At 68.4% G+C, this 25,794-nt stretch carries 21 protein-coding genes and 1 tRNA gene; 12 read left to right on the top strand and 10 right to left on the bottom strand.

Annotated features, from left to right (window positions below; translation table 11 throughout):
• Window positions 1-4: 4 nt before the first annotated feature.
• Complete coding sequence (locus D7006_RS04345) at window positions 5-565, bottom strand: protease inhibitor Inh/omp19 family protein (protein ID WP_237355688.1); 561 nt, start codon at window positions 563-565, stop codon at window positions 5-7.
• A 302-nt stretch (window positions 566-867) separates the two neighbouring features.
• Here D7006_RS04345 and D7006_RS04350 point away from each other — a divergent pair, with 302 nt between their 5' ends.
• Both D7006_RS04350 and D7006_RS04355 read left to right on the top strand, forming a co-directional pair.
• Entirely contained in the window at window positions 868-1,641 is a 774-nt protein-coding gene (locus D7006_RS04350) for an SDR family NAD(P)-dependent oxidoreductase (protein WP_237355689.1), read from the top strand.
• 82 nt (window positions 1,642-1,723) lie between these two features.
• Window positions 1,724-2,653 carry a methylated-DNA--[protein]-cysteine S-methyltransferase gene (locus tag D7006_RS04355; RefSeq protein WP_371745033.1) on the top strand — a complete coding sequence of 310 codons (930 nt, stop codon included), beginning with the start codon at window positions 1,724-1,726 and terminating at the stop codon, window positions 2,651-2,653.
• Between the two features lie 16 nt (window positions 2,654-2,669).
• On the opposite strand, the gene hemH is transcribed toward D7006_RS04355, so the two are convergent.
• The 3 genes from hemH to cpdR form a co-directional block, all read right to left on the bottom strand.
• On the bottom strand, window positions 2,670-3,728 hold the full coding sequence (gene hemH, locus D7006_RS04360; RefSeq protein ID WP_237355690.1) for a ferrochelatase: 1,059 nt from the start codon (window positions 3,726-3,728) through the stop codon (window positions 2,670-2,672).
• Between the two features lie 178 nt (window positions 3,729-3,906).
• Window positions 3,907-3,981 (bottom strand) — tRNA-Val (locus D7006_RS04365).
• An 86-nt stretch (window positions 3,982-4,067) separates the two neighbouring features.
• The gene (gene cpdR / locus D7006_RS04370) at window positions 4,068-4,430 is read right to left on the bottom strand and encodes a cell cycle two-component system response regulator CpdR (protein ID WP_024277671.1); all 363 of its coding nucleotides are present in this window, start codon (window positions 4,428-4,430) and stop codon (window positions 4,068-4,070) included.
• A gap of 190 nt (window positions 4,431-4,620) precedes the next feature.
• Between cpdR and D7006_RS04375 the strand changes: the two genes are divergently transcribed.
• Window positions 4,621-5,508: an N-formylglutamate amidohydrolase gene (locus D7006_RS04375; protein ID WP_237356849.1), complete on the top strand. Its 888-nt coding sequence runs from the start codon at window positions 4,621-4,623 to the stop codon at window positions 5,506-5,508.
• Window positions 5,509-6,719: 1,211 nt separating this feature from the next.
• A complete protein-coding gene (hisN, locus tag D7006_RS04380; RefSeq protein ID WP_229646665.1) occupies window positions 6,720-7,505 on the top strand; it encodes a histidinol-phosphatase in 786 nt (261 codons plus the stop codon).
• 6 nt (window positions 7,506-7,511) lie between these two features.
• On the opposite strand, the gene D7006_RS04385 is transcribed toward hisN, so the two are convergent.
• Both D7006_RS04385 and D7006_RS04390 read right to left on the bottom strand, forming a co-directional pair.
• Window positions 7,512-8,453 (bottom strand): alpha/beta fold hydrolase, encoded by a 942-nt coding sequence (locus D7006_RS04385; protein ID WP_237355691.1) that lies wholly within the window; start codon window positions 8,451-8,453, stop codon window positions 7,512-7,514.
• Between the two features lie 87 nt (window positions 8,454-8,540).
• Window positions 8,541-9,053 (bottom strand): hypothetical protein, encoded by a 513-nt coding sequence (locus D7006_RS04390; RefSeq protein WP_237355692.1) that lies wholly within the window; start codon window positions 9,051-9,053, stop codon window positions 8,541-8,543.
• Window positions 9,054-9,318: 265 nt separating this feature from the next.
• Between D7006_RS04390 and D7006_RS04395 the strand changes: the two genes are divergently transcribed.
• Window positions 9,319-9,804 (top strand): Hsp20 family protein, encoded by a 486-nt coding sequence (locus D7006_RS04395; RefSeq protein ID WP_237355693.1) that lies wholly within the window; start codon window positions 9,319-9,321, stop codon window positions 9,802-9,804.
• A 186-nt stretch (window positions 9,805-9,990) separates the two neighbouring features.
• Window positions 9,991-10,977 carry a phosphoglycerate dehydrogenase gene (locus tag D7006_RS04400; RefSeq protein ID WP_237355694.1) on the top strand — a complete coding sequence of 329 codons (987 nt, stop codon included), beginning with the start codon at window positions 9,991-9,993 and terminating at the stop codon, window positions 10,975-10,977.
• Window positions 10,978-11,037: 60 nt separating this feature from the next.
• Here the strand turns inward: D7006_RS04400 and D7006_RS04405 are convergent, their stop codons facing one another.
• Together D7006_RS04405 and D7006_RS04410 are read right to left on the bottom strand one after the other, a co-directional pair.
• Window positions 11,038-11,319 (bottom strand): MoaD/ThiS family protein, encoded by a 282-nt coding sequence (locus tag D7006_RS04405; protein ID WP_229646669.1) that lies wholly within the window; start codon window positions 11,317-11,319, stop codon window positions 11,038-11,040.
• A 3-nt stretch (window positions 11,320-11,322) separates the two neighbouring features.
• A complete protein-coding gene (locus D7006_RS04410; RefSeq protein ID WP_237355695.1) occupies window positions 11,323-12,408 on the bottom strand; it encodes a sialidase family protein in 1,086 nt (361 codons plus the stop codon).
• A gap of 162 nt (window positions 12,409-12,570) precedes the next feature.
• Between D7006_RS04410 and D7006_RS04415 the strand changes: the two genes are divergently transcribed.
• The 3 genes from D7006_RS04415 to D7006_RS04425 all read left to right on the top strand — a co-directional run bounded on the left by D7006_RS04415 (window position 12,571) and on the right by D7006_RS04425 (window position 17,665).
• Complete coding sequence (locus tag D7006_RS04415; RefSeq protein ID WP_237355696.1) at window positions 12,571-13,185, top strand: TetR/AcrR family transcriptional regulator; 615 nt, start codon at window positions 12,571-12,573, stop codon at window positions 13,183-13,185.
• Between the two features lie 101 nt (window positions 13,186-13,286).
• Window positions 13,287-14,519 carry an efflux RND transporter periplasmic adaptor subunit gene (locus tag D7006_RS04420; RefSeq protein ID WP_237355697.1) on the top strand — a complete coding sequence of 411 codons (1,233 nt, stop codon included), beginning with the start codon at window positions 13,287-13,289 and terminating at the stop codon, window positions 14,517-14,519.
• Window positions 14,520-14,605: 86 nt separating this feature from the next.
• The gene (locus D7006_RS04425; protein ID WP_237356850.1) at window positions 14,606-17,665 is read left to right on the top strand and encodes an efflux RND transporter permease subunit; all 3,060 of its coding nucleotides are present in this window, start codon (window positions 14,606-14,608) and stop codon (window positions 17,663-17,665) included.
• 123 nt (window positions 17,666-17,788) lie between these two features.
• On the opposite strand, the gene D7006_RS04430 is transcribed toward D7006_RS04425, so the two are convergent.
• On the bottom strand, window positions 17,789-18,370 hold the full coding sequence (locus D7006_RS04430) for an HdeD family acid-resistance protein (protein ID WP_169124448.1): 582 nt from the start codon (window positions 18,368-18,370) through the stop codon (window positions 17,789-17,791).
• A gap of 186 nt (window positions 18,371-18,556) precedes the next feature.
• Window positions 18,557-19,744: a L,D-transpeptidase gene (locus D7006_RS04435; protein ID WP_237355698.1), complete on the bottom strand. Its 1,188-nt coding sequence runs from the start codon at window positions 19,742-19,744 to the stop codon at window positions 18,557-18,559.
• Between the two features lie 237 nt (window positions 19,745-19,981).
• Between D7006_RS04435 and D7006_RS04440 the strand changes: the two genes are divergently transcribed.
• The 3 genes from D7006_RS04440 (at window position 19,982) to metH (ending at window position 25,783) form a co-directional block, all read left to right on the top strand.
• Window positions 19,982-21,001, top strand: a complete 1,020-nt coding sequence (locus D7006_RS04440) for a metalloregulator ArsR/SmtB family transcription factor (RefSeq protein ID WP_237355699.1) — start codon at window positions 19,982-19,984, stop codon at window positions 20,999-21,001.
• Window positions 21,001-21,942 carry a methylenetetrahydrofolate reductase [NAD(P)H] gene (gene metF / locus D7006_RS04445; RefSeq protein WP_237355700.1) on the top strand — a complete coding sequence of 314 codons (942 nt, stop codon included), beginning with the start codon at window positions 21,001-21,003 and terminating at the stop codon, window positions 21,940-21,942. Before D7006_RS04440 ends, metF begins: the two co-directional genes overlap by 1 nt.
• 88 nt (window positions 21,943-22,030) lie before the next feature.
• Window positions 22,031-25,783 (top strand): methionine synthase, encoded by a 3,753-nt coding sequence (metH, locus tag D7006_RS04450; RefSeq protein WP_237355701.1) that lies wholly within the window; start codon window positions 22,031-22,033, stop codon window positions 25,781-25,783.
• The last annotated feature ends 11 nt before the right edge of the window (window positions 25,784-25,794 follow it).

Here is a 25,794-nt window from a genome sequence, read left to right on the forward strand (position 1 = left end):
CGCCTCAGCGGGCGAGGGCGACCTGCTGGCCGGTTTCGGCGATGGTGCCGACGTAGTGGTTCGGGCCATCCGGCTGCAGGCGGGCGGTGACCTTGCCCTGATGGTTCTGCAGCACGATGTCCGAGCCCATCATGTCCCAGCCCTTAGTCATGAAGATCTCGCTGGGGCAGGAGACGTCGGCCTGGGCTGACAGGCCGCTGAGGCCGCGATCGGTGCCGAGGCGCACCGGGCAGGAGGCCTTGCCGCCATCCCACGAGAAGCTCCAGGCACCGGAAACCTGTTCCTTGGCCGCGCTGGGGGCGAAGGCGGTGGCACCGGGATTGGCCGGGGGCGGGGTGAGGGGCACGTTGGAGGCGGTGGTGCGCGGGGTGATGGCGCCGGTGGCGGTATCGGCCGCGGCCGTGGACACGTTGCCGGGCACGGGCGACGATTCGACCGCCGCCGTGGGCGCCGTGAGCACGCGATTGGCCGCCGTGGCGGACGGCTTCGCCCCGAAGCCGTCAAGCTCCGTGCTGCACCCACCAAGGGCCAGCGCCAGCGCCGCCGAAACCAGAACCACCTTCATCCATTGTTCTCCGGACGTGTCCGCAACCTAGCGTCTTCGCGCGAAAACCGCCACCCGCCCCTGAGTGGCTTGCACGGGACGCCATCGACGTTCGGACCGCAACTGACAGGCGCGAACCCTAGCCGGCTGCGGGTAAACGCACCCTTTCGCGAGATCGTGGCAGCAGCAAGGCTGGTGATGTATCTAAGTACCGTTCGGCGGCGACGGATGGACGCGATGGTTAAGGCGGTTTAATCACCGGCGCACCTTGCGGCACGGTCTTCCGCGCCCTTATCCCGTCCTTGCCTTGCCCGGAGCTTCCCATGGCCATGCTCGATCCCCGCACGCTGACCCTCGTCGTGACCGGCGCCACCTCGGGCATCGGCGCCGCCACCGTCCGCCGCTTCGCGAGCGCGGGATCGAAGGTGGTGGCCGTGGGCCGCCGGGCCGACCGCCTGGAAGGCCTCAAGGCCGAGTTTGGCGACCTGATCCTCCCGCTGGAGCTCGACGTGCGCGACGAAAAGGCGACGGTCGACGCCCTCTCCAGCCTGCCGGCGCCGTTCGCCGACTACAACATCGTCTTCGCCAATGCCGGCCTCGCGCTCGGGCTGGAGCCCGCCCAGAACGCGGATCTGGACGAGTGGAAGACCATGGTGGAGACCAACATCACCGGCATGCTCACCACCGTGCGCGCGAGCCTGCCGGCCATGGTGGCGCGCAAGGAGGGGCATGTGGTGTTCACCGGCTCCGTCGCCGGCGACTACCCTTATTTCGGCGGCAACGTCTACGGCGCCACCAAGGCCTTCGTGAAGCAGTTCTCCCTGAACCTGTGGGCGGATGTGGCCGGTACCGGGGTGCGCGTCACCAACATCGAGCCGGGCCTCGTGGAGACCGAGTTCTCCGTGGTCCGTTTCGCCGGCGACAAGGGCAAGGCGGATCAGGTCTATGCCGGCTACACGCCCATGACCGCCGAGGACATCGCCGAGCAGGTCTATTTCGCCTGCACCATGCCCCGCCACGTCAACATCAACCGCATCCAGTGCATGGCGGGCCAGCAGACCTTCAACGGGCTGACCGTGCGGCGCGACCCCGCCTGATGGCAAGGGCGGGGGAAATCGGGTGGCCGGCGCTTGCGGCGCCTGCTGAGATGGGCAACGCTCGATCAGAAGGAGACGTGCCGTGCTGGCGCTCGATGCCCCCGATCTCATCCTGCCCGCGGCGGCGCCGAGGCTGACGGCGACGCCTGCCGCGCCGCTCGACATCGCCGCCCGCGACTATGACGTGGTGCGCCGGGCGGTGGAGTACATCTCCCGCAATGTGCGCCGCCAGCCGGAGGTGGAGGAGATCGCCGCCGCCACCGGCGTCTCTGCCCGCGCGCTGACAGACCTGTTCCGCCGCTGGTGCGGCCTCACGCCCAAGGCATTCCTGCAGGCGGTGACGCTCGATCGCGCCCGGCGCATCGTTGCCGAATGCCCCAACGTGCTGGATGCCGCGCTGGAGCTGGGTCTCTCCGGCCCCGGCCGGCTGCACGACCTGTTCGTGGTGCACGAGGCCATGTCGCCGGGGGAGTGGAAGACCGGCGGCGCCGGCCTCGTTATCCGCTTCGGCTTCCACCCGTCCCCGTTCGGGCAGGCGCTGGCCATGTCCACGCCGCGCGGCCTGTGCGGCCTCGCCTTCGCCGATCTGGGGGAGGAGGCGGCGGCGCTCGCCGACATGCGCTCGCGCTGGCCCAACGCCACCTATCTGGAAGACCCGACCGCCACCGCCCCGCTGGTGGCGCAGATATTCGATCCCGCCTCCTGCCGGGGCGACCAGCCCCTGCGCATCGTCTTCATCGGCACGGATTTCGAGATCCGGGTGTGGGAGACGCTGCTACGCATCCCCATGGGCCGGGCGACCACCTATTCCACCATCGCCGAGCACGTGGGACGGCCCAAGGCGGCGCGTGCGGTGGGCGCGGCCATCGGCAAGAACCCCATCTCCTTCGTGGTGCCATGCCACCGCGTCATCGGCAAGAGCGGCGACCTCACGGGCTACCACTGGGGCCTGACGCGCAAGCGCGCCATACTCGGCTGGGAAGCCGCGAAGGTGGAGCCTAAGGCGGAGTAAGAGGCGGGGAGGGGGCCTACCCCACCCAGCCCCGCAATTCCCGCTCCACCACGGTCTTCAGCACCCGCATGCCCTCATCGCCGGCATTGAGGCAGGGGATGGCGGCGAATTTCTCGCCGCCGGCGTGCTCGAAGATCTCTCGGTTTTCGACGCCGATTTCCTCCAGCGTCTCCAGGCAGTCGGCGACGAAGCCGGGGTTGAACACGGCGAGGCGCTTCACGCCGCTTTCGGCGAGGGCCTTCACCGTCTCGTCCGTATAGGGCTTCAGCCATTCTTCGCGGCCGAAGCGGGACTGGAAGGTGAGGCGAAAGCGCTTCTCGTCCATGCCGAGCCGCGCGCGCAGCAGGCGGGCGGTCTTGGCGCACTGGCAGTGATAGGGGTCGCCCTTCATGAGGTAGGACTTCGGCACGCCGTGGAAGGAGGCGAGGATTACCTCCGGCTCGAAGTCCAAAGCCGCCAGATTCCGCTCCAGGTCGCGCGCCACCGCATCGATATAGACGGGATCATCGTGCCAAGGCGGCGCGACGCGCAGCGTCGGCTGCCAGCGCATTTCCTTCAGCGCGTCGAAGGCCTTGTCGCAGACCGTCGCGGAGGTGGCGGCGGCATATTGCGGATAGAGCGGCATTAGCAGGATGCGCTCGCAGCCCTGCGCCTGAAGCGCGGCGAGGCGCTCGGCGATGGGTGGCTTGCCGTAGCGCATGGCGAAATCCACGACGATGCGCTCATCGATGCCGGCGAAATGGGCGGCGAGCTTCTCGGCCTGGTCGCGGGTGATGGTCTTGAGCGGGCCTTCGTTGCGCTCGTTGTTCCAGATGCTGGCATAGTCGCGGCCCTTGGGGCCGGGGCGCTTGGTGAGGATGATGGCGTTGAGCACGAACCACCACAGCGCGCGGTTCACCTCGATCACCCGCCGGTCCCAGAGGAACTCCTTCAGATAGGCGCGCATGGACCAGTAGTCCGTCGCCTCCGGCGTGCCGAGATTGACGATGAGCACGCCCACGCGCCCGAACGCCACCTTCGGGTGGTCCTTGGGCAGATGGGTGGAATCGGCGGAGAAGGCGGGAGCGTCGATCATCAGGTCCTCGGCTGCTGCCGGTGAGATGGCGCCTCGGCCGGGGCGCGTCAATGCGCCCGCAGGCGCAGCTCTTTTACGCGACCGGGCGCGCGCTGGATGGCCGGTGCCGCACACGCGATGACGGCCCGGACGGCTGGTGCCGCCGGACGGATCAATCGCCGGATGATGAAGTGAGGGATGGTGGGCGCGACAGGGATCGAACCTGTGACCCCTACGATGTCAACGTAGTGCTCTCCCGCTGAGCTACGCGCCCCCTCGCAGGAGCCGCCTCTATATCGGCTCGAAACGCCGGAGGCAAGGCGGGTGTGTCGAAGGATGTTCCGGCCTGTGGATGACGCGTCAGGCGGCCGCCAGCATCTTGCCCACCTCGCTCACGAGGTCGCGCAGGTGGAAGGGCTTGGAGAGCACCTTGGCCTCGCTCGGCGCCTCGCCATCGGCATTGAGGGCGACCGCGGCGAAGCCGGTGATGAACATCACCTTCAGGTCGGGATCGAGCTCGGTGGCCCGGCGGGCCAGCTCGATGCCGTCCATCTCCGGCATCACGATGTCGGTGAGGAGCAGTTCGAACGGCTCCTCCCGCATGCGTTCGTAGGCGGAGCGGCCGTTGTCGCAGGAGGCGACGGAGTAGCCCGCATTCTGCAACGCCTTCACGAGGAAGCGTCGCATGTCGTTGTCGTCTTCAGCGAGCAGGATCTTGGCCACGCCGCTTCCCCTGATGTCATGTTCTGTCCACCCCCGGCCAGAGCAGGGGGTTCATATGACTTGTCTGCCGCATTCGGGTAAATTCGAAGTGAAAGCCGCGCCACCCCTTTCCAAAAGGTGTTTCGCCGGGCCATCATTCCGCCGCCCGCCGGTGTGAATTCCGGAACTATTCCAAGGTGCTGGGTTCTTGATGACTGCCTGTCTCGCCGACACCATTGAACCCGCATTCGAGGTGCTCACTCCGGTCGAGGCGCGCGCGCCCTTCCTCTTCAACTCCCCGCATTCCGGCCGTATCTATCCGCGCAGTTTCGTCGAGCAGACCCGCCTCGACTTTTCAACCCTGCGCCGCTCCGAGGATACGTTCGTCGACGAATTGTTCGGCGACTGCGTCGCGCTCGGCGCGCCGATGATGCGGGCGCTGTTCCCGCGCTCCTTCCTCGACCTCAATCGCGAGCCGTACGAGCTCGACCCGCGGATGTTCGACGGCCGTCTGCCGCCGTTCGCCAACACGCGGTCGATTCGCGTGTCCGGCGGCCTCGGCACCATTGCCCGGGTGGTGGGCGACGCGCAGGAGATCTATCCGCGCCGCCTCGCCGTGAACGAGGCGCTGGAGCGCATCGAGACCTATTACAAGCCTTACCACCAGACCCTGCGCCGCCTCGTGGGGCGAATCCAGCGGGAATGGGGGCTGGCGGTGTTGGTGGATTGCCACTCCATGCCCTCCACCTCCGCGCGGGACGAGGTGGCGCGGGCCGATTTCGTCATCGGCGATCGCTACGGCACAAGCTGCAGCGATCTGGTGACCGACGCCATCGAACGGTCCCTCACCGCCCGCGGCTACCGGGTAGTGCGCAACAAGCCCTATGCGGGCGGCTATATTACTGAGCACTACGGAAACCCCTCCGCCGGCCTGCACGCGGTGCAGATCGAGCTCAACCGCAGCCTCTACATGGACGAGGCCGGCTATGAGCGAAATGGCGGATTTACGCGGGTTCAGGCCGATATTCGCACCCTGATGGGGGATCTGTTCATCGCGGTGTCGGAGGGCCTTGCCCCGCTCCGTGCGGCAGCTGAATGACAAAGCCCTGCATTTTTGCATAAGGTGCCTTGCGTTTTTCGTATGGCAAGGCTACCAATTGCGCACGGTTGCCGAGGAATTACTCAGGCACCATCGAATTCCGGCCCGGACTGGCTTCGCCCTGCGAAGACGTCCGCGAGACACGGGATCGAATGGCGGCGCAAGACCGCATCCAGGGATGGAACGAGAGGGGCCTAGACAGGGCGGCGGGTGACGGCGAATGCCGGATCGGCCAGCCCGAAAAAGAAAGGGGCCGTCCGCGTGAGCAGACGGCCCAAGTCTAGGGAGGAAACGCCCAAGGAGGGCAGCGACACAGCGACGCCAATCGCCGTGTCGCAATGCACAAATAGCCGAGTGCAGTGCCATAAATCAAGTGCGCGTTTGTCGCAGTCTGGTATACCACGGTAATTGATTGATTTTTATAAGGATTTATTTCTCCCGGCTAAGCCCGGGCTGGGGCCTGCGCGATCGGGCCGCTCAAAAAAAATCGACAAAAGCGTGCGCTTGGTCCGACTCGGCCGTGCCCGGGGATGGCCAGGACTCGGCATGTCCGGCTGTTGCCCGGCGCCGGGGCCCATGGTGACAGCCAGTCGATCAGGGCTAAACGCACGCAGGTGGACGCGCGCGGTCGACCACAGCCGCGAGCTTCTCTTCACGCGCCACGGGCGCGGAGCGGGATCTGGCAGGGCAGGGGTCGCGAGCAGGGGGAGGCGGAGGCGGACGCAGGCCACCGGGACTTTGCCGGGCGGCGCGCATTTCCTGCCTCGGCATGAGGGGCCGAAAAAAGAAAGGGGCCGCTGAGAACAGCGGCCCAAGTCTAGGGAGGAAACGCCCAAGGAGGGCAGCGGCACCGCAACAAGCAATGCCGCGCTGCATCAATATGACGAACGGCCCCCTCTGCATCAAGTCCGTGACAGGCAGATAGTTTGTGCATCTGTCCAACATTTAAAACCATTTATTTTCAGCCCATTGCGGCGGGCCTGCCCAATCTTTGCGCGTCCTGCCTGCCGCGCCTGCCGCTGCGGCGATCATCTCGCATCGCACGTGTGCCGCCGGGATCATCGCGAGCCGAATTCGGAAGGCGTGCCGGATCGGGCCGCCCCGCGACCGGAGCCGGCCGTCCCCCGCAGATTTTCCTTGGCAGCCGCAGGCACCCGCGCTTTCTTGCCGGCGCGGGCACCCTCGGCCCGCCCGATCGTTCCGGAGCGCCCATGACCGCCGTCGATTTCGACGCCTTCGTCCATCAGCTTGCGACCGTCTCGGGCGAGGCCATCCTGCCCTTCTTCCGCACGGCCCTGGGCATCGAGGACAAGAGCGCGGGCCGCGCCTTCGATCCCGTCACCGAGGCAGACCGGGCGGCCGAGCAGGCCATGCGCGCGCTCATCCGCTCCACCTTCCCCGCCCACGGCATCATCGGCGAGGAGTTCGAGAACGTGGTGGCGAGCGCACCCTACACGTGGGCACTGGACCCCATCGACGGCACCAAGTCATTCATCGCCGGCCTGCCCGCCTGGGGCACGCTGATTGGCCTTCTGAAGGAGGGCGATCCGGTCTACGGCATGATGCACCAGCCGTTCATCGGCGAGCGCTTCTTCGGCGACGGCGGCGCGGCGCGCTATCGCGGCCCGGCCGGCGAGCGCACCCTCGCCACCCGCGACTGCGGACGGCTGGAGGACGCGGTGCTCTACACCACCAGCCCCCGTCTCATGAACGAGGAAGACCGCGCCGCCTTCGGCACCGTGGAGGAGCGCGTGCGCATGTCGCGCTACGGCGGCGATTGCTACGCCTATTGCATGGTGGCGGCGGGCCTTATCGATCTCGTCATCGAGACCGGCCTGCAGGATCACGACGTGATTGCCCTGGTGCCCATCATCGAGGGCGCGGGCGGCGTGGTCACCAGCTGGGAAGGTGGTTCGCCGGTGGCGGGCGGCCGCGTGGTCGCGGCCGGCAGCCGCAAGGTGCACGAGGCGGCGCTGCGCCAGCTCACCGGCGGCTGAGCACCCTCAGATCGGCGTGCCCGGAATGAAGGCGTCGAACGCCGCCCAGAACTGGGCGCGGAAGATGTCGCGTTCCATCAGCAGCTCGTGCCGGCTGGCCGGCACCACCACATGGGCGCCGGCGATGAGCCGGGCCGAGAAATGCTCGATGGCCTTGTTGGACACGAGCCGCTCTCCCCCTGCCGCGATGATGAGCAGCGGCTGGCGGATGCGCGGGATCACGTCGGGATGGGTCAATTCCGCCATGGTGGAATAGGCGCCCGCCAGCCAGCCGATGGTCGGCGCCCCGAGATCGAGCTGCGGATAGGCCGTGACCAGAGCGTGGGTTCGATCGAATCGGCCGCGGTCCGAGGTCAGCGGATTGCCCTCGAACTTCAGCCGCGCCAGCGAGCGCCCGCGTCCGCCCGGCACGAAGGCGCGGGCGAAGCCGATGTGGGAGAGCACGGTGGCGGTCGGCCGCACGATGCCCTCGAAGGGCACCGAATCAAGCCCCAGCATGGGCGCGCTCAACACCATGCGGTCGAACCAGCGCTGCCCCTCCAGCACGGAAGACAGGAGGATCGAACCGCCCATGGAGTGGGCCAGCGCGAAGTGGGGCGGCGGACAATCCGGCAGCAGCACCTCGCGGGCGAAGGCCTCGAGGTCGAGCAGATAGTCCGAAAAGCGGGTGACGTGCCCCTTCAGGCGGTTGCGCAGCAGATGCTGGGAGCCGCCCTGGCCGCGCCAGTCCAGCAGCGCCACGGCGAAGCCGCGCGACCTCAGCTCGCGCACCACCTCGAAATATTTCTCGATGAACTCGCAGCGGCCGCTGAACAGCGCGACGGTGCCTTTCGCCTTGCCCTCGGGCATGAAGCGGGCGAAGCGCAGGCGCACGCCGTCGCGGGCGGTGATCTCGCCTTCGATCGCGCCTTCGGGCACCGGATTGTTCGGCAGGGAATAGAGCGTCATGAGGCTCGCAGCGATGGAAGGCGGGCGGGCTGAGGGTTACACGCCGGGCGCCCGCTTCACAATCGCCGTCTCGCGCGGGAGCAGCGCTCAGCGCGGCGCGCCGGAGCCGATGACCTGCATGCCGCTGATGTCGCCGCTGGCGGCATCCAGCACCAGCCGCACCCGCTCGCCGCGCGGGCCGGTGGCCTCGGCGAGGAAGCTCTGGCCGCGCTGGCGCACGGCGCCGATCTGGCGGAAGCCGCGGGCCTCCAGGCTCGGCGCGACGGTCTCTGCAGTGAGCGGAAGGGGGCCGGCGGGGGCGATCTGGTAGGGCCGGTAGGCGCGGGGGGCGATGGCGCCGCCGGGCATCAGGGCGGCCTCGTCCGGCATCTGGGTCGCGGTGACGGAGGCGGCGCGGGCGAGCGGCAGGCCGGGCAGGGCGATCGTCCCGGCTTCGCTTGGCGGATGGTACGAGTGCAAAGGCGGGGGCTTGGCCGGAACGGCCGGCTGGACAGCGGGCGGGGCCGGCGGCTCGGGGCCGCACTGGGCGAGGGCCCGCGTCATGGGCGGCGCGAGCGCCATCAGGAAGAAGGCCGCACAGGCGGCCGCACAGGCCCGCATCGCCCGACCTCCCCTTGCTCCCCGCCTCCTCACCGGATCACGCCGCGGACGGAGCAGATGTCGTTGGGGAAAAGTCTAGCCGCGTCGGGTGAACGCGGGCCTGCGGCGGCGTTCATCGCCGGTTCAGATTGCGGCCGGGGCACCCCCTTGACGCCCGAAACGGGCCTACCCACATCCGAAAAGGCGCCGGGCAGAAACCTGACGGCGCCCTGACCGGACCCGGCTTTATGCGGGTCCCGCATGTCGCTTCAAAGGAGGATATGCCATGCGTACGTTTGACCTTGCTCCCCTGTACCGCAACACCGTCGGTTTCGACCGGCTGTTCTCGCTGCTCGATTCCGTCGGCGGCGTGGATGCGGCGCCCACCTACCCGCCCTACAACATCGAGCGCACGGGCGAGAACGCCTATCGCATCACGGTGGCCGTGGCGGGCTTCACCGATGCCGAGCTCGGCATCGAGGTGAAGGAGAACACCCTCACCCTCAAGGGCGAGAAGAAGTCGTCCGAAGCGTCCGAGAGCGCCCAGGTGCTCTATCGCGGCATCGCCGCCCGCGCCTTCGAACGCCGCTTCCAGCTCGCCGACCATGTGGAGGTGAAGGGCGCGGTGCTTGAGAATGGCCTGCTGCACGTGGACCTCGTGCGCAACATTCCCGAGACCAAGAAGCCCCGCATCATTCCCATCGCGGGAGCGACCTCCGCCCCCAAGACCATCGAGGGCGCGCCGGTAGAGAGCGCCGCCCAGGCGGCCTGAGCGGCGGAAATGAGAGGGCGGGCTGCGGCCCGCCCGCCAAGACTTGAGGGCGGTGCGCAGGCGCCGCCCTTTTGCATGGTCGCTTCTGCATGGCGCCGATGCCGGCCGGGGGGTTGATCTCAAGGCGCGGCCGGGAGAGGAGGGGGCATTCGCTCCCGTGCGTTCCCTCCGGAAAGGTCGCCTGCCGTGTCCGCGCCCCGCAAGGTTCTCGTCACCACCCGCCTGTTCGATGCCGCCGCCGGCGAATATCTCGCCGAGCACGGCTGCGTGGTGGTCCCCTCCGGCCTGCCGGGCGATGCGCTCGATGCCGACATTCCCGACGCCACCCTGAGCGCGCTGCTGGAAGGCGTCGAGGGCTGGATCGTCGGCATGCGCGCGGTGACGCGGGAGATTCTCGCCGCCCATCCCGATCTCAAGGTCATCGCCCGTCGCGGCGTGGGCTATGAGCGGGTGGACGTGGCGTCCGCCAAGGCGCTCGGCCGGGTGGTCACCATCGCGGCGGGCGCCAATGACGATGCGGTGGCGGACCACACTCTGGCGATGATCCTCGCGCTGCTGCGCCGCCTGAAGGAGAGCGACCGCGCCATCGCCGCCGGCAATTGGCGGGTGCTGAGCGGATACGACCTCACGGGCAAGACGGTGGGCCTCGTCGGGCTCGGCCGCATCGGCAAGGCGGTGGCGCGGCGCCTGCACGGCTTCGGGACCAAGGTTTTGGTGGCGACCCGCACCCCCGACCCGGACTTCCCCTTCGTGGATTATGTGCCGCTCGACGACCTGATCGCGCAGAGCGACATCATCAGTATCCACGCGCCGCTCACCTCCGAGACCCGCCACCTGATCGGCGCCGACGCGCTCGCCGCCATGAAGCCCCATGCGCTGGTCATCAACACCTCGCGCGGTGGCCTCGTGGACGACCGCGCGCTGCTGGCCGCGCTGGAGGCGGGACGCATCGGCGGCGCCGGCCTCGACGTGTTCGAGGCGGAGGCGGACGCCGCGATGCTGCCGGTTGCCGCGGCCTTGGCCGCGCGGCCCGACGTGGTGGCGACCGCCCACGCCTCCGGCTCCAGCGCCGAGGCTCTGGCCCGCGGCAACCTGATCTCGGCGCAATGCGTGGTGGCGGCGCTGGACGGGACGGATTTCCCGCCCGGCTGCCTCATCGCCGACGGGCGCTGAGGTTCCCCATTCCAACGCGTTTTCTTCACGCGAACCGTACCCACTTCGCTCGTAAACGCTCTAGCCGCCGCTGATGGCGGTGAGCACGAACACGTCCGCGCCGGGCCGCAGTGGGGTCTCCAGCCGCGCCCGCCGTCCATCGACGAACACGTTGATGTGGCGGCGGATGGCGGGGCGCTCGTCGCACAGTCGGTCGCGCATGCCGGGCCAGCGCGTCTCCAGCGCATCCATCAGCTCGCGCACCGTCGCGGCGGGAAGCTCCAGATAGGTCTCGCCGTCGGGAAACAGCCGGACGAGGTGGGCCGGCAGGCGCACCTTCACCGGCGCTGTGTCGTCCGTCACCGCTCAGGTCTCCACCACCAGCGTCTCCACGGAGGAGATGGTGGGCAGGTGCTCGGCGAGGCGCGTCCAGCTCTCTCCCTCGTCGGCGCTGGCATAAATCTCGCCGGACCCGGTGCCGAAATAGACGCCGGCGGGCTCCAGCGTGTCGGTGGCCATGGCCTGCCGCAGCACGTTGAAATAGGCGTCCTTCTGCGGCAGGCCGGACCGCAGCGCCTGCCATGAGGCGCCGCCGTCGCGGGTGCGCCACACGGCAGCCTTCGCCTCCGGCATGAAGCGGCCGGCGGTGTCGCCGTTGAGCGGCACGAGGAACAGCGTCTCCGCATCGCGCGGATGGGCGGCCGCCGGAAAGCCGAAGCTGGAGGGCAGGCCCTTCTCGATGCTCTGCCACGACACGCCGCCGTCGTCGGAGCGGTACATGCCGCAATGGTTCTGCTGGTAGAGGCGGTGGCGCAAGCCCGGCGCCTTGACCACGCAATGCACGCACTGGCCATGCTCGGGATAGCGCTGGTCCTCCGGCATGTAATCGGCGCGGGTGCCGCGGTTGCGCGCGCTCCAGGTGCGCCCGCCATCGGCACTGTGGAAGACGCCGGCGGCGGAGATGCCCACCCACAGCGCATCCGGATCGTCCGGATCCAGCACGAGGGAGTGGAGGATGAGGCCCGCGCCGCCGGGACCCCAATCGCCGCGGGACGGGTGCTTCTGCAGGCCGTCGAGGGCGGTGAAGCTCTGTCCGCCATCATCCGAGCGGAACAGGCCGGCGGGCTCGACCCCGGCATAGAGCACGCCGTCCGCCCCCGGCGCGAGGCTCCAGACGGATTTCACCGGCGCCTCGCCCTCGGCATGGGCAAGGCCGCGGGAGGAATGGGTCCAGCTGGCCCCGAGATCGTCCGACTGCCACACGGCAGGGCCGAACCATTCATTGCCTCCGCCCGCATAGATGCGGCCGGAGGCGCGATCGCCCACCACGTGGTTGGTCGGCCACGTGTCGCAGAAGGGACCGCGCAGCGACCAGCTCGTTCGGGCAGGATCGCTCTCCAGAATGAACGCGCCTTTCTTCGTTCCGATCAGGATCAGCACCTTCTGCGCCATCTTCTCCCTCCCACGGCCCCGGGGCTTCGGGCCACCCCGAGGACGCGGACGCAGGCGACGCACCGACACGGCAGCGATAAGATTTTGCGAGACGGGCGAGTCGCGGGCTTGGAAATTTAGAACTGACGATTTATGATAATCGTCAGTTTATAGGAGTGCAGCGTGAACGTCAGGGTGAAGGAGACGGCGGACGAGACCCGCGAGCGCATCGCGCGGACGGCGCAGGAGTTGTTCCGCCGCATGGGTTTCGCCAAGACGGCGGTGGCGGATATCGCCGCCGAGCTCGGCATGTCGCCGGCCAATGTCTACCGTTTCTTCCCCTCCAAGAACGCCATCGTCGCCACCATCTGCAGCCGTTGCCTCAACGAGAGCGAGGCGGAGGTGGCCGCGGCCATTGCGGACGTCGGCTCACCCCAGGAGCGCATCCTCGCCGCGTTTCTGTCCATCATGCGCTACCACAAGGAGAATTTCCTTGAGGAGCGGCGCGTGCACGACATGGTTCTGGTGGCCATCGAGAACAATTGGGACGCCATCGAGGCCCACAAGGCGCGCCTGTGCGACATGACTGCGCGTGTGCTCGCTGACGGTATCGCGCAGGGGGTGTTCGTGGCCCATGATCCGTCGAAGGTCAGCCGACAGATCCAAAGCGCCCTCCTTCGCTTCTGCCATCCGATTCTGGTCGCCCAGCACATTGATGAAGACCAGGAGGGGGCGTTGCGCGAGAGCCTCCGGTTCATTCTGAGAAGTATCGAGGTGGAGCGTTCGCCTCTTCCCTGAGCGGGTGGGCGAAACGCTTTCGTGCGCCGTAAGAGTGATGATCGACGAAAATCGTCAGTGTTAAATCCGTATTTCGCAGACCCAAGCCACAGGATCGTTCCATGCCCCGCCTTGACGTTCCGATCCGAACCGGCCGCCGCCTGAAGGGCCTGGCAGCGTTGCTCCTGACAGGGGCCGCCGTGCTGCTCGCCGGCTGCGGCCAGGAAAACCACGCCAATGCCGGCGAGGCTCCTGCCTCCAAGGAGGCCACGCTGGCCCGGCCGGTGCAGGTCACGACCGTCAGCTTCCGACCGCGGCAGACGCAGAAGAGCTTCGTCGGCGTGGTCCGTGCCCGCCGCGAGATCGACCTCGCCTTCCGCGTGGGCGGCAAGGTGGTGCAGCGGCTTGTGGAAGTGGGCGACCGCATCGAGCCCGGCACCGTGGTGGCCCGCCTCGATAAGGAAGATCTGAAGCTCGAGCTGGAGAGCGCCAAGGCGGAGATGCAGGCGGCCACCGCCAACCTCGCCCAGACCACCACCGAGGACACACGCTATCGCGCGCTCACCGCCAAGGGCGCTGCCTCCAACGCCGATCTCGACCGCAAGTCGCTTGCCAAGGAGGAGGCGGTGGGCCGCCTCGAACGGGCGAAGCGCTCGCTGGAGCTGGCCGAGAACCGCCTCTCTTATGCCGACCTCGTCACCGATGCGGCCGGTGTCGTCGTCGCGACCTCGGCGGAGCCGGGGCAGGTGGTGGCCTCGGGCCAGACCATCGTGCGCGTCGCCCGCCTCGACGAGAAGGAAGCGCTGGTCTCCCTTCCCGAGACCGCCCTTGCCGACGCCCGCACGGCCGATGCCGTCGTGACCCTCTGGGCCGATCCCGGCCGGCGCATTCCCGCGCGCCTGCGGGAGCTATCGCCGCAGGCCGACGTCACCTCCCGCACCTATCCCGCCCGTTTCTCCCTGGAGGGTGCTGACGGGGCGGTGGCGCTGGGCATGACCGCAACCGTGACCCTTCGCCCCAAAGACCAGCAGCAGGTGGCGCGCCTGCCGCTCTCCGCACTCATCGACCGCGGCCACGGCCCGCAGGTGTTCGTGGTGGATGGGGCGACCCATGCCATCGTCGCCCGCCCGGTGGAGATCGCCGCCTATACGGGTGACGAGGTGCTGCTCTCCGGCGGTGTCGCGCCGGGGGATGCGGTGGTGATCCTCGGGGTCCAGACGCTGCTGCCCGGCCAGAAGGTGCGCACCGTCGAGGCTCCGGCCGTGACCGAGGTGGCCGAGCGCCTTCCGTCCGTCGATACCCGCCGGGCGCAGGCGCCCGCCGCCGGCACCAGCGTGGCGGAGCAGCGTCCGTGAGCGGCGCCGGCCCCTCCCACGATCCGGCCTCCGGCGCCGGCTCCGCGCCCGAAGGCGCCTCGCGCTTCAATCTTTCGCGCTGGGCCATCACCCACCGCGCGTTGACCCTGTTCGCCATCCTCCTTTTGGGCGCGGCGGGGGCCTATTCCTATTTCAATCTCGGCCGCGCCGAGGATCCGTCCTTCACCATCAAGGTCATGGTGGTGCAGGCCGCCTGGCCCGGCGCCACCGCCTCCGAGATGCAGGCACAGGTGGCCGATCCCATCGAGAAGAAGCTGCAGTCTTTGCCGCACCTCGACAGGGTGGAGAGCTATTCGCGCCCCGGCGTCTCCTTCGTGCAGGTGTTCCTGCGGGACAACACCCCCGCGAAAGAGGTGAAGGACCTCTGGTACCAGGTGCGCAAGAAGGTCTCCGACGTGCGCGGCGATCTTCCCGCCGGCGTCATCGGACCGGGCTTCGACGACGAATATGGCGATGTCTATTCCGCGCTCTACATCCTGAGCGGGCAGGGGGCGGCGCCGGCCGAGCTGAAGCGGCAGGCGGAGCTCATCCGCCAGCGTCTGCTGCGCGTGCCCAATGTGGAGAAGGTGGACCTCATCGGCGAGCGGCCGGAGAAGATCTACATCGAGTTCTCCCACGCCCGCCTCGCCAATCTCGGCATCACCCCGCAGCAGGTGTTCGACAGCGTGGCCCGGCAGAATGCCGTGGTGGCGGGCGGCGCGGTGGATACCCGCTCCGACCGCATCAATTTGCGCGTCACCGGCGCCTTCACCGGCGTCGAGGCCATCGCCGAGGTGCCCGTGGCGGTGAACGGCGCGCTGCTGCGCCTCGGCGACATCGCCACGGTCAAGCGCGGCTATGAGGACCCGCCCTCCTTCCTCATGCGCCAGCACGGGCTGCCCGCGTTGGGCATCGGTGTGTCCATGGCGCAGGGCGCCAACATTCTCACGCTGGGCGAGGGGCTGAAAACCGCCATGGCCGAGGCCACCGCCGAGCTGCCGCACGGCATCGACGTGACGCAGGTGGCCGATCAGCCGCACATCGTCGGCGAATCGGTGGGCGAGTTCCTGAAGACCTTCCTCGAAGCCCTCGTCATCGTGCTGGTGGTGAGCTTCCTGTCGCTGGGCTTCCGCACCGGCATTGTGGTGGCGCTCTCGGTGCCGCTCGTGCTCGCCATCGTCTTCCTCATCATGTTCTCGGCGGGCATGGACCTCCACCGCATCACCCTGGGCGCGCTCATCATCGCCCTCGGCCTCTTGGTGGACGACGCCATCATCGCCATCGAGATGATGGTGGTGAAGATGGAGGAGGGGTGGGACCGCATGTCCGCCGCCACCTTCGCCTGGACCTCCACCGCCTTTCCCATGCTCACCGGCACGCTGGTGACGGCGGCCGGCTTCCTCCCGGTGGGCTTCGCCAAGTCCTCCTCGGGCGAATATGCCGGCGGCATCTTCTGGGTGGTGGGCATCGCGCTTATCGCATCCTGGTTCGTGGCGGTGATCTTCACCCCCTATCTCGGCACGGTGCTGCTGCCGGACATGAAGAAGGCGGGCGGGCATCACGAGATGCACGACGGCCGGCTCTACCGGATGCTGCGCGGCACGCTGGAATTCTGCCTGCGCCACCGTTTCATCGTCATCGGCACGACGGTTGTGATGTTTGCCGGGTCCGTGGTGGCCTTCGGCTTCGTGCAGCAGCAATTCTTCCCCACCTCCACCCGGCCGGAGCTGTTCCTGGAAATCCGCCTGCCCGAAGGCACCTCCATCACCGTCACCGAGGCAACGGCGAAGAAGGCGGAGGCCCTCGTCGGGGAAGACCCGGACGTGGCCACCAGCACCACCTATGTGGGCCGTGGCGCGCCGCGCTTCTGGCTCGGACTCAATCCCGTGCTGCCCAATCCGAACTTCGCGCAGATCGTGATCGTGGCGAAGGACGTGGCCGCCCGCGAGCGGCTGAAGGCCCGGCTCGATGCGGAGCTGGCCGAAGGCGCACTCTCGGAAGCGCGGGTGCGCGTGGACCGCTTCGTGTTCGGTCCGCCGGTGGGCTTTCCGGTGCAGTTCCGCGTGGTGGGGCCGGACCCCATCGCGGTGCGCGACATCGCCGATAAGGTGCGCCTGGTGATGGCCTCCGATGCTGACATGATCGATCCGCACCTCAATTGGGGCGAGCAGGTCAAGTCCATCAACCTGACCGTCGATCAGGACCGCGCCCGTGCACTCGGCACTTCGCCGCGCGATATCGCCGAGACGCTGCAGACCCTGCTTCAGGGCTACGCCATCACCCAGCTGCGCGAGGGCAACCTGCTCATCGACGTGATGGCGCGGGCCGTGCCCGAAGAACGGGTGGACCTGGAGCATCTCGCCGCGCTCACCGTGACCACCCGCAACGGGCTTGCCGTGCCGCTCGGACAGGTGGCGCGCATCGGCTATGCCCATGAGGAGCCGATCCTCTGGCGGCGCGACCGCGACCTCGTGCTCACCGTGCGCGGCGATGTGCGGGACGGCGTGCAGCCGCCGGACGTGACCACCCGCCTCCTGCCCAAGCTGGCGCAGCTCAAGGCCGAGCTGCCGCCCGGCTATCGCATCGAGACCGGCGGCTCCATCGAGGAAAGCGCCAAGGCCAATGCCTCGCTGGCGGCAGTGTTCCCGGTGATGATCATCGTCATGCTCACGCTGCTGATGATCCAGCTGCAGAGCTTCTCGCGCCTTGCGCTGGTGCTGGCGACGGCGCCCCTCGGCCTTATCGGCGCGGCGGCGGCGCTGCTCATCGCGCACCGGCCGTTCGGCTTCGTGGCGCTGCTCGGGCTCATCGCGCTCGCCGGTATGATCATGCGCAACACGGTGATTTTGGTGGACCAGATCGACCACGATATCCGGGACGGCGCGACTCCCCACCGGGCCATCGTGGAGGCGACCTTGCGCAGGGCGCGTCCGGTGGTGCTCACGGCGCTGGCCGCCGTGCTCGGCATGATCCCGCTGGCGGAGAGCGTGTTCTGGGGACCGATGGCGGTCACCATCATGGGCGGCCTGCTGGTGGCGACCGTGCTCACCCTGCTGGTGGTGCCGGCGCTCTATGCCACCTGGTTCCGTGTGAAGGTCACGGAAGAGGAGACCGCACCAGCTGCCCTGCCGCAGCCGGCGTCATGATCCCCCTCATCTGAACAGGACGCGCCCCGACGCCCCCCGGGGCCGTCCGCTCCGCCCGTTCCCGGCAACGCCCCCGCCGAGGACGGGCGGGGCGGTTTTTCGAATCGGGCGGAGTGCCGCGACTCAGTCCTTCTTCTCGCGCAGAGCGAGGCCGAACATCAGCGTGCCGACGCCGTTGACGATGAGGTCGACGCCGAGGAACAGGCCGAGGATGTAGACGGAGTTCACCGGCCAGCGGGCAATGATGATGAGGCCGAGCAGCAGGGTGACAACGCCGGACACCACGATCCAGCCCCAGCCCTTGCCGTGCTGCGAGCCGAAGCCGGCGAAGAGGCGGAAGATGCCCTCGACGGCGAGCGCCACGCCGATCATCAGCGTGAGGACGCCGGCACCGAGCAGCGGGTTGTACATCATCAGGCCGCCGGCCACGACGTAGAGCACGCCCGCCAGCAGCCAGTAGAAGAACCGGCCCCAGCCCTGCACCCGGAAGGCGTGGATGACCTGCACCACGCCGCCCACCAGAATCAGCGCGCCCACATAGAGCACGGTGACGACCGTGGAGGCGAGCACGTGGGCGAGGGCGACGAAGCCCAGCACGATGAAGGCGATGCCGAGCACCGCGAACCAGCCCCAGCTCGCACGCACGGCGTGCAACTGGTCGGCGACGGCGGAAGCGGGGGTGGGCGCAGATGCAGGCGTGGACATGGGCCTCTCCTGTCAGCTTGATCGCTGCTGGGCCATCATATCGAACGGGAACGCCGCGCACAGCGGTCTTCCGCTCCGGCAGATTGCGGAGCCCGCGACCGGGTCAGGGGGCCCTCAAACGCAAAACGGCCCGGCGTGGGCCGGGCCATTTCGGTGATGTCTTTCCACCGTGGGAGCGGGCTGCGCTCAGCGCTGGGCGGCGGGCTTGCCGGCCGAGGCGGTGGAAACCGGCGCGGCATTGGCCTGCGGGGCCGAATTCGCCTTGGGCAGGATCACAACCTTGGTGCCCACCTTGGCGCGGTCGTAGAGGTCTTCCACGTCCGCGTTCAGCATGCGGAAGCAGCCGGAGGACACGAACTTGCCGATGGTCTGCGGCTCGTTGGTGCCGTGGATGCGATAGATGGTGCCGCCGAGATACATGGTGCGGGCGCCGAGCGGGTTGCCGGGGCCGCCGGCCATGAAGCGCGGCAGATAGGGCTGGCGCTCGATCATCTCGGACGGCGGACGCCAGTCGGCCCATTCCTTCTTCGCGGTGATCTTCTCGGTGCCGGCCCAGGTGAAGCCCTCGCGGCCCACGCCGATGCCGTAGCGGATGGCTTTGCCGCCGCCGAGCACGAAGTAGAGGTAGGTGTTCGGCGTATCGATGACGATGGTGCCGGCCGGCTGGGTGGTCACGTAGTCCACCGTCTGGCGGCGGAAGCGCTCGGCCACGGGCTCGGTCGGATCGACATTCTCGATGCGCGGACCGGACGGCGCTTCGGTCGTGCCGGGCACCACGGCGGAGTTGGGGCCGTAGGAACCCGCAGGGGCCGGCGCATTGTTCAGGCTGGCATAAAGCGCATCCTGATCCACGGCGCCGCGGCCGGAGCCGGAATAGCCGGGCTGCTGGCCATAGGCCTGCTGCTGGGGCTCATAGGACGTGGGAGTCGCCTGGCGACCGTAGAGGTCGGGCGCGGAATTGTAGACCGGCTGGCCGCCATACGCCTGCTGCCCCTGCGCCGGAACGGCGGTCGGGTAGGGACCGGAATCGGGAGCGACCGCAACAGGGCCGCCGGGCGCGGGCTGCGGATAGCCCTGCTGCGCCGGCTGGGGATAGGCCTGCTGGGGATAAGGTTGACCCGGCGCGGGAAGCTCCGTGCGCTCCACCTGATCGCGGCGCACCGGCGCCTGCTGGCGCGCATAGGGGTCCGAATAGCCGGGAGGCGCCTCGCCATAGCCGCCGACAGGCGCGGGCGGGAGCGTGCCGGTAGCATCGTCCTGCTGCCCGCCGGGCAGGCTGTAGTTCGGCCCCCCGTACGGCCCCTGGGCGAAGGCCGGGCCAGCTAGAACGGACGCGCCGACGGCGGCGAGGAGAAGGGTGTTGCGAAGGGTCATGCTTGAGGTGTTAACCGTGAAACGTGACGAAATTGGAAACGGGTCGAGGAAAAATTTGGCCCGTCCGGCGGTAACTTGTTCCGGCTTTGCAGCTCTTGTCCTGAAACGCCTTTAGGCCCGCAAGAGATCCCCGGCAATGCGAGATTCCGGCAGGCTCGCGATCGTGATCGCAGTGTGGCGCGCGGGGCATAGATGCCGGGCTTGAATGCCGGTCGGTAAGGATATAAAGATATCTTTATGTCAGATCGGCCTTTGCCCGCAGTTTCCTCCTTCGCCGCCGTCCTCGAAGGCCTCAAGGCCGCCGGGGAGGATACGCGCCTGCGCCTTGTCGCGGTGCTGGGCGAGGCGGAGCTGACCGTCTCCGATCTCACCGAGATTCTCGGCCAGTCGCAGCCGCGCATCTCGCGCCACCTCAAGCTTCTGGCCGATGCCGGGCTGGTCGACCGCCACCGCGAGGCCAGCTGGGTCTTCTATCGCCGCGCCGCGGAAGGACCGGGCGGGCGAATCGCCCGGAGCCTGCTCGACCTTCTGGACAGGGACGATCCCGTCCTCGCCGGTGACCGGGCGCGGCTGGAGGCGGTGCGCGCCGCCCGTGCTGCCGCCGCGCAGGGCTATTTCGCCGCCCATGCGCGCCAGTGGGACGAGATTCGCCGCCTCCATGTGCCCGAGGCGGCGGTGGAATCCGCCGTCCGCCGCGCCTTCGCCGGCGCGCCCATCCGCGCGCTGCTCGATCTCGGCACCGGCACTGGCCGGATGCTGGAATTGTTCGCGCCGGACATCGACCGCGGCATGGGGGTCGATCTCTCCCCCGACATGCTGGGCGTTGCTCGCGCCAATCTGGAGCGCGCCGGCGTGCGCAACTGCCTGCTGCGGCAGAGCGACATCTATGCCGTCCCGGTCCCGCGCGACGCGTTCGACGCCGTGATCGTCCATCAGGTGCTGCACTATCTCGACGATGGCAGCCGCGCGCTGAAAGAGGCGGCGCGGGTGCTGGCGCCCGGCGGTCGGCTGCTGGTGGTGGACTTTGCCCCCCATGGCCTCGAATTCCTGCGCGAGGCCCATGCCCACCGCCACCTCGGCTTTGCCCGTGCGACGGTGGAAGGCTGGCTCGCCGCGGCGGGCCTTGAGCTCGTCTCCTTCGACACCCTCACCCCCGATGGCGGTGCCGGCGACGGCCTCACCGTCTCGCTCTGGCTCGCCCGCGATCCGCGCTACGTGGTGGCCGACGCCGAACTCGCCCAAAGGGAGATTGCCTGATGACCACCCCCGCTTCCATTCCCGCCGCGGCGCCCGTGCGGGCCAGCCGGGAGATGGACCGGCCGCCGGTCAACGTCTCCTTCGAGTTCTTCCCGCCCAAGACCGAGGAGATGGAAAAGACCCTGTGGTCCTCCATCCACCGGCTGGCGCCACTGTCTCCGAGCTTCGTCTCCGTCACCTATGGCGCGGGCGGCTCCACGCGGGAGCGCACTCATGCGACGGTGGCGCGCATCGTGAAGGAGACGGACCTTCATCCCGCGGCGCATCTCACCTGCGTCGGGGCCAGCCGGGCCGAGATCGACGACGTGGTGCGCGCCTACAAGGATGCCGGCGTGAAGCACATCGTCGCTCTGCGGGGCGATCCGGCCACCGGCGTCGGCACGGCGTACGAGCCCCATCCGGAGGGCTACCCCTATGCCTGCGACCTCGTGGAGGGCATCCGCCGCATCGGCGATTTCGAGGTGTCGGTCTCGGCCTATCCCGAGAAGCACCCGGAAAGCGCGAACCTCGATGCCGACATCGACTATCTGAAGGCCAAGGTGGACGCCGGCGCCACCCGTGCCATCACCCAGTTCTTCTTCGAGAACGACGTCTATTTCCGCTACCTCGACAAGGTGCGCGCCAGGGGCATCGACATCCCCATCGTGCCGGGCCTGTTGCCGGTGACGAACTTCAAGCAGGCCTCGAACTTCGCCACCCGCACCGGGGCGAGCGTGCCCGCATGGCTGCTGAAGCGGTTCGAGGGGCTCGACGACGATGTGGAGACCCGCAAGCTCATCGCCGCGGCGGTGGCGGCGGAGCAGGTGACGGACCTCGTTGATCGTGGCGTCACCGATATCCATTTCTATACCCTGAACCGCGCCGACCTCGTCTACGCCATCTGCCACCTGCTCGGGCTGCGCCCGAATGCGGGGCCGGTGCCGCAGGCGATGGCGGTCTGAGCGCGACGCCATTCCTGCCGGCGCGGTGCGCCGGCCTGTCCTTCACGGAGGCGCGCGCGTGCGTCGCCCCGAGCCTCGAGACCGCCCCATGACCGCGCCCACGACCACCCCGACGACCCACGCCGACACCATCTTCGCCGATCTCGCCAAGGCCGCCGCCGAGCGCATCCTGGTGCTGGACGGGGCCATGGGCACCATGATCCAGCAGCTGAAGCTGGACGAGGCGGGCTATCGCGGCGAGCGGTTCAAGGACTGGCCGCGGGACGTGAAGGGCAACAACGACCTTCTCAGCCTCACCCAGCCCGATGCGGTGCGGGCCATCCACCTCGAATATTTCCGCGCCGGCGCGGACATGGTGGAGACCAACACCTTCTCCGGCACCTCCATCGCCCAGGCTGACTACGGCATGGAGGGGATCGTCTATGAGCTGAACTTCGAGAGCGCGAAGCTCGCCCGCGAGGCGGCCGACATCGCGCAGAAGGAAGACGGCCGCCGCCGCTTCGTCGCCGGCGCCTTCGGCCCCACCAACCGCACCGCCTCCATCTCGCCGGATGTGAACGACCCCGGCTTCCGGGCCGTGACCTTCGACGAACTGGCCGATGCCTATTTCGAGCAGGCACGTGGCCTCGTGGATGGCGGCGCGGACATCCTTCTCGTCGAGACCATCTTCGACACGCTGAACGCCAAGGCGGCCATCTTCGCCATCGAGAAGCTCTATGCGGAGCGCGGCTTCCGACTGCCGGTGATGATCTCCGGCACCATTACCGATCTCTCCGGCCGCACGCTTTCGGGCCAGACGCCGAGCGCCTTCTGGTATTCGCTGCGCCACGCCAAGCCCTTCTCCATAGGCCTCAACTGCGCCCTCGGCGCCCGCGAGATGCGCGCCCACATCGCTGAGATCGGCCGGGTGGCGGACACCCTCGTCTGCGCCTATCCCAATGCGGGCCTGCCCAACGAATTCGGCATGTATGACGAGAGCCCCGAGGCCATGGCGGCCCTCGTGGGCGAGTTCGCCGCCTCCGGCCTCGTGAACGTGGTGGGCGGCTGCTGCGGCACCACCCCCGCCCACATCCGCGCCATCGCCGAGGTGGTGAAGGGCAAGGCCCCCCGCGAGGTGCCGGAGCTGGAGCCGCGCCTGCGCCTCTCCGGCCTCGAGCCGTTCGAGCTGACGCCGCAGATCCCGTTCGTGAACGTGGGCGAGCGCACCAACGTCACCGGCTCCGCCCGCTTCCGCAAGCTCATCACCACCGGCGACTTCCCCGCCGCCCTCGCGGTAGCGCGCGACCAGGTGGAGAACGGCGCGCAGGTGATCGACATCAACATGGACGAAGGCCTCCTCGACAGCGAGGCCGCCATGATCACCTTCCTGAACCTCGTCGCCGCCGAGCCGGACATCGCCAAGGTGCCGGTGATGGTCGACAGCTCCAAGTGGGAGATCATCGAGCAGGGGCTGAAGCGCCTGCAGGGCAAGGGCATCGTCAATTCCATCTCCCTCAAGGAAGGCGAGGAAGCCTTCCTGGAAAAGGCGCGCCTGGTGCGCGCCTATGGCGCCGCCGTGGTGGTGATGGCCTTCGACGAGGAGGGGCAGGCCGACAGCTATGCCCGCAAGACCTCCATCTGCGAGCGCGCCTACCGCATCCTGACCGAAGAGGTCGGCTTCCCGCCGGAAGACATCATCTTCGATCCCAACGTCTTCGCGGTGGCCACCGGCATCGAGGAGCATTCGGGCTATGGTGTCGCCTTCATCGAGGCGACCCGCTTCATCCGCCAGAGCCTGCCCTATGCCCATGTCTCGGGCGGCGTCTCCAACCTCTCCTTCTCGTTCCGCGGCAACGAGCCGGTGCGCGAGGCCATGCACGCCGTGTTCCTCTACCACGCCATCAAGGCGGGCATGGACATGGGCATCGTCAATGCCGGCCAGCTCGCCGTCTATGACGAGATCGAGCCCAAGCTGCGCGAGGCGTGCGAGGACGTGGTGCTGAACCGCCGCGCCGACGCCACCGAGCGCCTGCTGGAGATCGCCGAGGGCTTCAAGGGCGCGGCCGGCAAGGAGAAGAAGGAGGCCGACCTCGCCTGGCGCACCTGGCCGGTGGAGAAGCGGCTGGAGCATGCCCTCGTCAACGGCATCACCGACTTCGTCGAGGCCGACACCGAGGAGGCCCGGCAGAAGGTGGCGCGCCCGCTGCACGTCATCGAGGGCCCGCTGATGGCCGGCATGAACGTGGTGGGCGACCTGTTCGGCGCCGGCAAGATGTTTCTGCCCCAGGTGGTGAAGTCCGCCCGCGTGATGAAGCAGGCGGTGGCCTACCTCATGCCCTTCATGGAGAAGGAAAAGGAGGAGCAGGGCATCACCTCCGCCTCGGCCGCCGGCAAGGTGCTGATGGCGACGGTGAAGGGCGATGTCCACGACATCGGCAAGAACATCGTGGGCGTCGTGCTCCAGTGCAACAATTACGAGGTCATCGACCTCGGCGTGATGGTGCCCACGCAGAAGATCCTGCAGGTGGCCAAGGACGAGAAGGTGGACGTGATCGGCCTCTCCGGCCTCATCACCCCGTCGCTGGACGAGATGGTGAACGTCGCCTCCGAGATGGAGCGCGAGGGTTTCGTGGTGCCGCTGCTCATCGGCGGCGCCACCACCTCGCGCGTCCACACCGCGGTGAAGATCGCGCCGCGCTATGAGCGCGGGCAGGCGGTTTATGTCACCGACGCCAGCCGTGCGGTGGGCGTCGTCTCCAACCTGCTCAATGCCGAGACGCGCGGCACCTATGTGGCCGACGTGCGCGCCGAATATGCCAAGCTCGCCGAGGCCCACGCCCGCGCCGACGCGAACAAGCAGCGCCTGACGCTGGCCAAGGCGCGCGAGAACGCCCTGAAGCTGGATTTTTCCGCTCACACGCCGGAAAAGCCGTCCTTCCTCGGCACCCATGTGTTCGAGGACCATGACCTCGCCGACCTCGTGCCCTTCATCGACTGGACGCCCTTCTTCCAGTCCTGGGAGCTGACGGGCCGCTACCCCGCGATCCTGGAGGACGCGGTGGTGGGCGAGCCGGCGCGCGCATTGTTCGCCGACGCGCAGGCCATGCTCAAGAAGATGGTCTCGGAGAAGTGGGTCACGGCCCGCGCCGTGGTGGGCTTCTGGCCGGCCAACGCCGTGGGCGACGACATCCTCCTGTTCCGCGACGACACGCGAAAGACCCCCCTCGCCACCCTGCATACCCTGCGCCAGCAGCTCGCGCGGCGCGAAGGCCGCTTCAACCTCGCGCTGTCGGATTTCATCGCCCCGTTGGAGAGCGGCGTCGCCGACTATGTGGGCGGCTTCGCGGTGACGGCGGGCATCGGCGAGGAGGACCGGGTGGCGGCCTTCAAGGCGGCCAATGACGACTATTCCGCCATCCTGCTGAAGGCCCTGTGCGACCGCCTCGCCGAGGCCCTCGCCGAGCGCATGCACCATATCGTGCGCACCAAGCTGTGGGGCTATGCGACCGACGAGGCCCTCGCCAACGACGACCTCATCGCCGAGCGCTATCGCGGCATCCGCCCGGCGCCGGGCTATCCCGCCCAGCCCGACCATACGGAGAAGGCGACGCTCTTCGAACTCTTGGATGCCACCCAGAAGGCGGGCATCCACCTCACCGAGAGCTTCGCCATGTGGCCGGGGGCGGCGGTGTCGGGCTTCTATTTCGCCCACCCCGAGAGCGCCTATTTCGGCGTCGGCCGTATCGAGCGCGATCAGGTGGAGGACTACGCCCGGCGCAAGGGCTGGACCCTGGCGGAGGCCGAGCGCTGGCTCGCCCCCATCCTCAATTACGACCCGGCGCGGGTGGCGGCGGCGGAGTAAAGCCGCCCCGT

The sequence above is a fragment of the Xanthobacter sp. YC-JY1 genome (assembly GCF_021730305.1).
Classification (GTDB): domain Bacteria; phylum Pseudomonadota; class Alphaproteobacteria; order Rhizobiales; family Xanthobacteraceae; genus Xanthobacter; species Xanthobacter flavus.

Bases quoted from the DNA above. Each gene is read 5' to 3' on its own strand.
- D7006_RS04390 (WP_237355692.1), bottom strand. From the start codon at position 9,053: ATGCGGGCCTGTGCGGCCGCCTGTGCGGCCTTCTTCCTGATGGCGCTC.
- D7006_RS04430 (WP_169124448.1), bottom strand. From the start codon at position 18,370: ATGTCCACGCCTGCATCTGCGCCCACCCCCGCTTCCGCCGTCGCCGAC.
- D7006_RS04385 (WP_237355691.1), bottom strand. From the start codon at position 8,453: ATGACGCTCTATTCCCTGCCGAACAATCCGGTGCCCGAAGGCGCGATC.
- D7006_RS04345 (WP_237355688.1), bottom strand. From the start codon at position 565: ATGAAGGTGGTTCTGGTTTCGGCGGCGCTGGCGCTGGCCCTTGGTGGG.
- D7006_RS04375 (WP_237356849.1), top strand. From the start codon at position 4,621: ATGACTGCCTGTCTCGCCGACACCATTGAACCCGCATTCGAGGTGCTC.
- D7006_RS04350 (WP_237355689.1), top strand. From the start codon at position 868: ATGGCCATGCTCGATCCCCGCACGCTGACCCTCGTCGTGACCGGCGCC.
- metH (WP_237355701.1), top strand. From the start codon at position 22,031: ATGACCGCGCCCACGACCACCCCGACGACCCACGCCGACACCATCTTC.
- metF (WP_237355700.1), top strand. From the start codon at position 21,001: ATGACCACCCCCGCTTCCATTCCCGCCGCGGCGCCCGTGCGGGCCAGC.
- D7006_RS04420 (WP_237355697.1), top strand. From the start codon at position 13,287: ATGCCCCGCCTTGACGTTCCGATCCGAACCGGCCGCCGCCTGAAGGGC.
- D7006_RS04435 (WP_237355698.1), bottom strand. From the start codon at position 19,744: ATGACCCTTCGCAACACCCTTCTCCTCGCCGCCGTCGGCGCGTCCGTT.
- D7006_RS04395 (WP_237355693.1), top strand. From the start codon at position 9,319: ATGCGTACGTTTGACCTTGCTCCCCTGTACCGCAACACCGTCGGTTTC.
- hemH (WP_237355690.1), bottom strand. From the start codon at position 3,728: ATGATCGACGCTCCCGCCTTCTCCGCCGATTCCACCCATCTGCCCAAG.
- D7006_RS04440 (WP_237355699.1), top strand. From the start codon at position 19,982: ATGTCAGATCGGCCTTTGCCCGCAGTTTCCTCCTTCGCCGCCGTCCTC.
- hisN (WP_229646665.1), top strand. From the start codon at position 6,720: ATGACCGCCGTCGATTTCGACGCCTTCGTCCATCAGCTTGCGACCGTC.
- D7006_RS04410 (WP_237355695.1), bottom strand. From the start codon at position 12,408: ATGGCGCAGAAGGTGCTGATCCTGATCGGAACGAAGAAAGGCGCGTTC.